The organism is Chryseobacterium elymi (assembly GCF_003385495.1).
Classification (GTDB): Bacteria; Bacteroidota; Bacteroidia; order Flavobacteriales; family Weeksellaceae; genus Chryseobacterium; species Chryseobacterium elymi.
In genome coordinates, this window is record NZ_QNUH01000039.1 from 1 (window position 1) to 8,952 (window position 8,952).

At 35.6% G+C, this 8,952-nt stretch carries 11 protein-coding genes; 9 read left to right on the forward strand and 2 right to left on the reverse strand.

The features are described 5' to 3' along the window. Window positions 1–851 precede the first annotated feature (851 nt). The 6 genes from DRF60_RS20375 to DRF60_RS20400 all read left to right on the forward strand — a co-directional run bounded on the left by DRF60_RS20375 (window position 852) and on the right by DRF60_RS20400 (window position 5,549). Window positions 852–1,517 carry a MarR family winged helix-turn-helix transcriptional regulator gene (locus tag DRF60_RS20375; protein WP_116015153.1) on the forward strand — a complete coding sequence of 222 codons (666 nt, stop codon included), beginning with the start codon at window positions 852–854 and terminating at the stop codon, window positions 1,515–1,517. A 58-nt stretch (window positions 1,518–1,575) separates the two neighbouring features. Continuing rightward, a complete protein-coding gene (locus DRF60_RS20380) occupies window positions 1,576–3,084 on the forward strand; it encodes a phytoene desaturase family protein (RefSeq protein WP_116015156.1) in 1,509 nt (502 codons plus the stop codon). Beyond that, window positions 3,068–3,904: a phytoene/squalene synthase family protein gene (locus DRF60_RS20385; protein WP_116015127.1), complete on the forward strand. Its 837-nt coding sequence runs from the start codon at window positions 3,068–3,070 to the stop codon at window positions 3,902–3,904. The genes DRF60_RS20380 and DRF60_RS20385 overlap by 17 nt, the downstream gene beginning before the upstream one ends. A 151-nt stretch (window positions 3,905–4,055) precedes the next feature. Beyond that, window positions 4,056–4,418: an SRPBCC family protein gene (locus DRF60_RS20390; RefSeq protein WP_317125833.1), complete on the forward strand. Its 363-nt coding sequence runs from the start codon at window positions 4,056–4,058 to the stop codon at window positions 4,416–4,418. A gap of 1 nt (window position 4,419) precedes the next feature. After that, a complete protein-coding gene (locus tag DRF60_RS20395) occupies window positions 4,420–4,872 on the forward strand; it encodes a sterol desaturase family protein (RefSeq protein ID WP_116015133.1) in 453 nt (150 codons plus the stop codon). Further along, window positions 4,872–5,549: a lycopene cyclase domain-containing protein gene (locus tag DRF60_RS20400; RefSeq protein ID WP_238640266.1), complete on the forward strand. Its 678-nt coding sequence runs from the start codon at window positions 4,872–4,874 to the stop codon at window positions 5,547–5,549. The genes DRF60_RS20395 and DRF60_RS20400 overlap by 1 nt, the downstream gene beginning before the upstream one ends. A gap of 96 nt (window positions 5,550–5,645) precedes the next feature. Here the strand turns inward: DRF60_RS20400 and DRF60_RS20405 are convergent, their stop codons facing one another. Then, entirely contained in the window at window positions 5,646–6,542 is an 897-nt protein-coding gene (locus DRF60_RS20405; protein WP_116015139.1) for a cyclase family protein, read from the reverse strand. A 39-nt stretch (window positions 6,543–6,581) separates the two neighbouring features. Continuing rightward, a complete protein-coding gene (locus DRF60_RS20410; protein WP_116015141.1) occupies window positions 6,582–7,196 on the reverse strand; it encodes a Crp/Fnr family transcriptional regulator in 615 nt (204 codons plus the stop codon). 196 nt (window positions 7,197–7,392) lie between these two features. Between DRF60_RS20410 and DRF60_RS20415 the strand changes: the two genes are divergently transcribed. The 3 genes from DRF60_RS20415 (at window position 7,393) to DRF60_RS20425 (ending at window position 8,675) form a co-directional block, all read left to right on the forward strand. Then, complete coding sequence (locus tag DRF60_RS20415; protein WP_116015144.1) at window positions 7,393–7,578, forward strand: hypothetical protein; 186 nt, start codon at window positions 7,393–7,395, stop codon at window positions 7,576–7,578. Between the two features lie 239 nt (window positions 7,579–7,817). Further along, the gene (locus tag DRF60_RS20420) at window positions 7,818–8,105 is read left to right on the forward strand and encodes a hypothetical protein (protein ID WP_116015147.1); all 288 of its coding nucleotides are present in this window, start codon (window positions 7,818–7,820) and stop codon (window positions 8,103–8,105) included. A gap of 18 nt (window positions 8,106–8,123) precedes the next feature. Continuing rightward, window positions 8,124–8,675: a putative glycolipid-binding domain-containing protein gene (locus tag DRF60_RS20425; RefSeq protein ID WP_116015150.1), complete on the forward strand. Its 552-nt coding sequence runs from the start codon at window positions 8,124–8,126 to the stop codon at window positions 8,673–8,675. Window positions 8,676–8,952 lie beyond the last annotated feature (277 nt).

The following is an 8,952-nucleotide window of genomic DNA, read 5'->3' on the forward strand; positions in this document are numbered from 1 at the left end:
TTGCTGTGTAATCTTCAAGTTGTAATTAATTACGGTATCCAACTTAAAATCTCGGGCAACTTCTATTTAGATTGGTGCTTTGATGTAATTAGATAATTGATGAATTTTGAAATTGCACGTATAATGTGCGTTTCTGTTTTCCCCTCGATCCCTTAGATAACGGGGAATGATGTACCTGTAATCCCGGTATTCTGACTGGTATAATACTCGTCTTCTGTAGATCAGACTTTCTTTTATCAGTTTTATTATAGCCGTTTCATATATGAAATGTTCTTCATCTGCTGTATAAAGGGGACAGCCCCATCAGGGCGCTCGGTTTCCATCCTTCTCATCTGCGTACACAGTATCGTATTAAAAATCGAATAAACTTTGATGTGGTTTTTACTGTTACCCAGCGCATATAAAAGAAGAAATAAAGCGCCAAAAACTAATTAACAGTTCTTCATAGTTTTTACTTTAATATTTTCTCATAAAATAATGGGTTCGACAAGGTTTATCCAGGAATAAGACCAATATCAGTGAAAAAGTAATTTGTAATACTTTTATTAAAGCATTTTTCCGGACACTTTTTGTAGACTAAAATATTTTATACGGATTTAATTGATCGGCAATCAAAAATCAATTAATGAATTACTATGGCTGTATTCTAAAAAACTAAATTGTTTTCACTTAGCCAGAAATTGTGATGTATCAACTTGCCAATTACCAAACAGGATAGATGTCTCACCAGATGTCTTAGCTTCTATTGGCCAATTACCCCTTCAACAAATAAAATAATATTATATCATATTTAGTATATAAATATACATTTTAAATATAAATTATGTATATTTGTATACTAATTAATGCTTATGAACTATACTTTGATAAAAGAGGTTATTGAATTGGTGGAACAGTTTGAAAACCAAAATAAAAATAGTCCAGGTCATAGTAATGATATAAATGGTTTCAAAGAATGGGTTGCGGCTTCTTTTGAAAGAAATTATGATGAAGTGGAACCAGACTGGGAAGGTAAAAACAGAGGCAGGAGTGCCGAAAGTGTTATCAACACTTTAATTGTGCACATGAACAGATATGCAAAATCATATTTCAGAGCTGCTATACATGATTCAATGTTTTCCAGCCAGGAAGATTTTATTTATCTGATTACTCTGAAATCTTTTGGAGCGATGTCAAAAACGGAACTGATAAAAATCAATGTTCATGATAAACCTGCCGGAATACAGATTATAAACCGCCTGATTCATCAGGGCTGGGCAGAGCAGAGTGATTCTGATACGGATAAAAGAATAAAAGTTATTAAAATTACTGATAAAGGGCTTGAAATATTGGGAGGCAGCATGGATAAGATCCGTCAGGCATCACAAATTGTCACAGGTGATCTTACGTATAATGAAAAGATGAAGCTTATTGATCTGCTTTCCAAGTTAAATCATTTCCATCATTCGATATACTGTAAGAATCTGGATTCGAAAGAACTTTTGGATGTTGCCTATAGTCATTTGAACAAAAATTAAAATACAAGGTATTTATTGATAGAGGATCATTGCAAAGGAAATGGTAAAAAGAGAAGGCATGAAAACAGAAAAACCAAAAAAGAAAATAGCCGTTATAGGTTCTGGATTTTCCGGGCTTTCAGCAGCAGCCTATGCGGCTAAATCAGGAAATGAAGTCCACGTTTTTGAAAAACATTCCGGACCCGGTGGACGTGCAAGACAGTTTACTACTCCTCAGGGATACGTTTTCGATATGGGGCCAAGCTGGTATTGGATGCCTGATATCATTGAAAATTTTTTCATGGATTTTGGTTATAAAACCAATGATTTCTTTACACTTGTTTCACTGGATCCCCAGTTTGAAATGATTTTTCCGGATGAGAAGATGCGTGTCCCTCAAAAAAATATTGACATCAGGCAATTATTTGAAAATGTAGAGAAAGGAGCAGGCAACAGATATGATAAGTTTATGGAGTCTGCAAAATTTAAATACGAAATAGGAATGCAGCAATTTATAGATAAGCCTTGCCACAGCTGGATAGAATTTGTTTCACCGAAAATAGCTGCCAGTGCCCTAAAGCTTAATCTCCTTACCAATTTCAGGAGTTATGTTGCCCGTTACTTTACAGATCCCAGGCTCAGGGCCCTGATGGAATTTCCTGTTATATTTCTAGGAGCTTCACCCAAAAGTATTCCTGCAATGTATAGCCTGATGAATTACGGTGGCTATGCATTAGGCACATGGTATCCTATGGGGGGCTTTTATCAGCTCGTTCTGGCTATGCAAAAAATTGCAGAAGATCAGGGAGTTATTTTTCATTTTAATAAGACGGTTCAGAAAATAAACACTGAAGGAGCAAGAGCTCGTTCATTGATCATTGATGATGAAGAATATGAATTTGATGCTGTAATAGCCTCTTCCGATTATCACCATACAGAAACCCTTCTTCCCAAACATCTCAGGAACTATAATAAAAAATACTGGCAGAGCAGAACATTTGCCCCTTCATGTCTTATTTATTATTTGGGAATAAAAGGTAAAGTTCCTGATCTAAAACATCATACCTTGTTTTTTGAAAACGATCTTGATGATCATATAGAATGTATTTATGAGAACAAAAAATGGCCTCGTAACCCCTTGTTTTATTGTTGTAGCCCATCGCAGACAGATCCTGGAGTGGCCCCGGAAAATTGCGAAAATTTATTTTTACTGATGCCATTGGCTACCGGAATCAATGATGAAGAAGAGCTGCGTGAAAAATACTTAGTGGAAATGCTGCTTAGAATTGAAAAGCATACCGGAGCAAAGAATCTCATTTCAAGAATAGAATATAAAAGAAGTTATTGTGTAAGCGACTTTATGTCCGATTATAATGCTTACCAGGGGAATGCTTATGGTCTTGCCAATACTTTATCACAAACTGCCGTGCTAAAGCCAAAAATCATTAATACTAAGATTCGTAATCTTTTCTATACCGGCCAGTTAACTGTTCCCGGTCCGGGAGTTCCCCCTTCAATTATTTCAGGAAAAATTGCAGCCGCCGAAGTGAATAACCTTAAAGTAAAAAAGAATGAAAAGATTATTTGATGAGTTGTCTTACGATGTGAGCAAACGTACTACTCAAAAATACAGCACCAGTTTTTCTCTTGGAATATTGGCTCTCAGCCCTTCCATAAGATCAGCTATTTATTCCATTTACGGTTATGTCCGTCTTGCGGATGAAATTGTTGATAGTTTTCATGGTTATGATAAGGAAAAACTACTTTTGAGGTTAAAAACAGAAACTGGCAATGCCCTGGATGAAGGTATTTCCCTTAATCCTATTTTGCAGTCTTTTCAGGAAACTGTCCGTAATTACAGGATCGACAAAAATCTCATTGAACAGTTTTTACACAGTATGGAGATGGATCTTCAGAAAGTCAATTATAATTCGGAATTATACAGAGAATATATTTATGGATCTGCAGAAGTGGTGGGACTAATGTGTCTGCATATATTTACGGAGGGAAATAAACAAAAGTTTGAAGAACTCAAACCTTTTGCCATGAAGCTGGGCTCTGCTTTTCAGAAGGTGAATTTTTTAAGGGATCTCAAAGAAGACTATCAGATGTTGGGGCGCACGTATTTTCCGGGTATTAATATGTCAGTTTTCGATAATTCCGTAAAATATAAAATTGAAGAAGAGATTGAAGCTGAGTTTAAAGAAGCTTTAACAGGAATAAAAAAGTTACCCGGCGGCTCAATGTTTGGGGTTTATCTGGCATACCGCTATTATCTTTCATTATTTGAGAAAATAAAAAGGACAAGCTCCCAGAACATTCTCACGAATAGAGTCAGAATTCCCAATTCCCAGAAAATATTTCTTGCATTTAAAAGCTATATACGGTATAAGTCTGCTTATCTGTAATGTAATATGAACATTAAGAACTTACCAACTTTAAAAGATCAAATAAATGCTTTATCAATTATATAGAGAACAACAATTAAACTGTGATATAGAAACCGCATGGAATTTTTTTTCTTCACCGTTTAATTTATCAAAAATCACCCCTGGGGATATGAATTTCACAGTGGTTTCGGAATTGGCGGATCAGCCGATTTATGAAGGCATGGAGATAGAGTACCGCGTATCTCCTTTACTGAAAATTCCCATGCGCTGGAAAACGAAAATCATACAGGTTGAGACGCAAAAGAGCTTCACCGATTTTCAAAAAGAAGGTCCTTACAAATATTGGAATCATCTGCATGAGTTTTTTCCGAATGCTAACGGAGTTTTAATGAAAGATACGGTAGATTATCTATTGCCTCTTGGAATATTGGGAACAATAGCACATTCCTTATTTGTACGCAGGCAGTTGGAGGATATATTTAATTTCCGGTATACGTTTCTGGAAGATTTTTTTAATCAGAAGAATAAATAGCATGAATCTATTAATCGTTTTGCTGGTATTTATTTCGATGGAAGGAGCTACGTGGCTGATCCACAAATATATCATGCATGGTTTTTTATGGGTGCTGCACCGTGATCATCATGACCACAGTAATAATGGTTCTCTGGAAAGGAATGACCTTTTTTTTGTCATTTTTGCGACTCCTGCTATTGCCATGCTTTATGCCGGTGTCAGGCAGGATTTCAGTTCCTTATTCTTTATAGGACTTGGGATAAGCCTGTACGGTATGGCTTATTTCTTTGTTCATGATATTTTTATCCACCAAAGAACCAAAATCTTCAGAAACACCCGAAATCGATACCTGCTTGCCATTCGGCGTGCCCATAAGCAGCATCATAAACATATACAGAAAGAGAGGGGAGAATGTTTCGGGTTTTTGTGGGTTCCTGTTAAATATTTTAAAATGTATTTTAATAAAAAATAATGGCCTACACCTACATATTAATCAATTTTTTCACTGTTATCATTTGTTTTCTGGCTTCTTTTGACAGGAGAGTACAGTTCAATCGGTTCTTTGGAACTTTTTTATTGTCCGGTACAGTTGTTGCCTTGCCATTCATAGGATGGGATATCTGGTTTACCAAGATGGGCGTATGGAAGTTTGATACCAGATATACGCTAGGGATTATAATAGCCGGCTTACCACTGGAGGAGTGGCTGTTTTTTTATTGTATTCCATTTGCCTGTGTATTTACCTATTATTGTATGGATAAATTTTTTGATCTCAGCTGGGCTAATTCATTCAATAATATTATTGTATTCACAACGGTTATATTTTTAAGTGTAATGGGGCTTCTTTATTGCCATAAAATGTATACTTTAATAACCGCTTTGGTAACTGTTCTGACACTCTGTTACCTCCATTTTATAGCCAAAAAACAATGGATTGGGCAGGCGAGTCTTATTTATTTGATCCTAATGCCAGGATTTTTCGCTGTTAACGGTATATTGACAGGTTCTGTTATTCCCTCACCGGTAGTTATTTATAATCCTGCTGATTTCCTCGGGGTAAGGATGATAACCATTCCTGTAGAAGACATGGTATATGGTTACAGCCAGTTTCTTCTTAATATCTATTTCTTTACCATGTTCAAAAAATAGATACATCATGAAAAATAGGATAAATACATGACTGATTATTTCTATGAGCGTTCTGTCATATTCTTTTCCTGTTATTCAATTTTATTTTAAGACTTGTCACACAGATTTTTTTATCGAAGCGAAGGCCCTGACAGGGAATGTTCCTACACCTTTGAATTTTGGAGGTGCAGCTGTAAACGTGAAATTCTCATCAGGCAACTGCTCTAAATTGCACAAATGTTCAGCGATCAGTATTTGTGCGCCCAGTAAGATAGAATGTACCGGGCGGGTTCTTTCTGATGTACGATCAATGTTGTAGGAGTCAATACCGACCAGTTTTATAGCACAGCTTTTAAGATATTCTGCTGCAGTCTCCGTCAGATAGGGATGATTATCATAATAGTGTTCTGTATTCCAGTGTTCTGCCCAGCCTGTATGGATTAATACTGCCCTGTTCCTGATTTCCCTGTTTTGGAGATGTTCCTCGGTAATTTCCAATGTTTCGGTATATGGAACTCTAATGACGGTGGCTTCCAGCTCTGCAAAGGATTTGAGGCCCATTTCGGAAACATCCTTTCCATTTTCAAAACGATGAAAAGGACAATCAATATACGTCCCTGTATTGGTGACCATTTCTATCTTTCCGATTTGAAATGCAGTTCCTTCATCATAGTACTGTTTGGAATCCTCTTTGGAAAGGTAATCACATATAATAGGCGCAGGAAGCCCTTTATAGGTGACCAGCCCATTTTCAATCGTATGACTGAGATCAACCAAAAATTCTTCGCCAGAATTGGGAAGAAATGGGGCACGTTTATGTGGCTCGTTCAAAATTTCCTTGCCCAGAATATTCACTTTTCCTGCCATCAGAAGCCGGAGGTCTTTGACAATATAGTCTGCAAGTTCCTTATCGCTGATATCATCACCTGTGATATCCAGTCTGAAATCTTCACCTTTAAGGCTTCCGCCATTGGTAAAAAATACTTCGAAATCAAATTTTACTCTTTTGTCCATGTTGAATTGCTTTGGTTGTACGGACAAAATTGCTGAAATTTATATTTTATCTACTTGACTTAGATCAATCTGATTTATTTTTTTACTCCTGATCCTGCTCAATGTTTCGGGGCTGATACCTAGATAAGATGCAACATGAAAAAGCGGTATTCTGTTTTCAGATTCGGAGAATTGTTCAAGGAAATAATGATAGCGCTCATTGGCGTCAAAGAGTAAAAAAGAACTTTCACGCCGGCATTTTTTTATATATTCTTTTTTTAATATATCATTGATCAGGATTTGCCATTTGTTGTCCTGATTCAACAGCTTATGGACAAGTATTTTGGGAATAGACACAACCTCGCAATCTTCCAGACATTGGAAGCAGAGCTTTGTTGGCTCATCAGTAAGAAAGCTTGTGAAAGCCGTCATAAAATCCTGTTCAAAAAAAAACTCTGTATTGATCTCCCTTATATCTTTTTGATAATAGCTTCGTATAATTCCTTTTGTAATGAAGAATAGATTACGAGCCGTTGATGCAGCGCTGATCACGATATCCTCTTTACAGAAATTCAGGACAGTCACTTTGGACAATAAATACTCCTTTTCCTCTTGTGATAGAGGAAATCGTATGGCAATAAAATCAGCGAAGCTCTGTAATGATGGATTTGACATTTATTTCTGTTGTATTTACGCTTAGGTATTTGCTAAATTAATTAAAAATAAGTTTCGGTGGAAATGCTCTAACTGAATAATAGATAGGAAATCATGCAGTCCTGCGGGGAATCAATTTGAGCGCTGCTTGAAAAAATAATGAAAAGAAACGGTGTGATTTTTGTAAAATAAAAACATAACCACTTAATAAAATATTATGAACGTAAAACGCACATTTGGAGCAATACTTACAATACTTGGAATTGTGGGTATGATTTATACCGGCTATGAATTGATCAACAAAAGTTCTGCATATACTACATTATCTGTAGTGGGTGTGATTGGTCTGATCTTCTTTTTCGCCGGAATAGGCCTTGTAAAGAATACGAAAGATGAAGCATAAATCTAGGTGAATTCAAATTCGGTATTCCAGAAGTGGAAGAGCCCAATGATAATTCCTTTTTTTCCTAATAGAAAACTGCTGAAAGCAAAGACGGTAATGAATTTTAAAACTTATTGTAAACGATATTGTATGAATTCTTATAAGTCGGAACTGAAAAATTATAAGTCAAACTTCTTAATACTAACTAATGGGAAATATTTTGGTCATGGATCTCATTCAACAATTGAAAGACGTTGAGAATGCAAATTTTATGGATTGACGAAAATTTTGAGAAGAAACTTTTAAAAGTTAATGATGAAACCGCTTTTGAACGTCCTATAGATAGTATGCACAGTGTTGCGGAGATTGTCTCTCATTTAACCGAATGGCGAAAGGAGGTTTTCAGCAGACTTAAGGGAAATCCAATAGGTCTGGAAATGAGTGGTGCCGCTAATTGGCGGAGTAATGAAGAACTTAAACAAATGGGGTGGAAAAACCTTCTCAATGCAAAACTCTTAGTAATGCCGGATCAGGTGATATTTAAATAATGAAGCAATATTTACTCAATGGAAATAATTCTTTGGAAGGGACTCGCCAATCAGTCTCTTGAATATTTTAAAATCGAAAAAAAAGACGGATCGTTAACGGTTAATTCAAAAATTATTGGCATTCAGGAAGACATAGTTTTCGCGGTCACCTATCATTTGCTAATTAACGATAGCTGGTTTATTAATGAATTTACAATAATTACTGAAATAAACTCCACCATAACTTCTTATACAGGAAAAAAAAGGAATAATACCTGGGAAATTAATAATATGCTTGAACCTGAATTTACAAACGTAAATTATATCGATATTTCCCTCAGTCCTTTTACAAATTCATTACCTATAAACAATCTAATGTTTAAAGAACATAGGCCACGGAACATTGATGTTATTTATATAGATATTTTACGGGGGCATATAAAACGAGTGAAACAGCGATATACAAAACTGGATACATTCAGCTTTTCTTATGAAAATATAGATTCTGATTTTAAGGCAATACTAACAGTTGATAATAATGGCTTTGTTGAGAAGTATCCTGGACTTTTTGAAAAAATAAGCCAGGTTTAACTGTGATCATTCGGGATTGATGAACTACATTTTTATATAGAATATCACCACTTTTGAGTCACAGTTACAAGTATCAACGCCATATAAATTCCGGTTTTTACAGCCTTTTTGATGTTAAGTTAAATATCCCTTTGTATAAACCTCTCTACTGTTTGTGCACTGTTGCATACATATTTTTCCAACCAGCCGCAATATTCGTATCAAAGATATTCTTAGCTCTAATGATATCAGATTTTTTTTAGCTATTCTAATTCCTAAAAGTACATTGCAGGGTGCT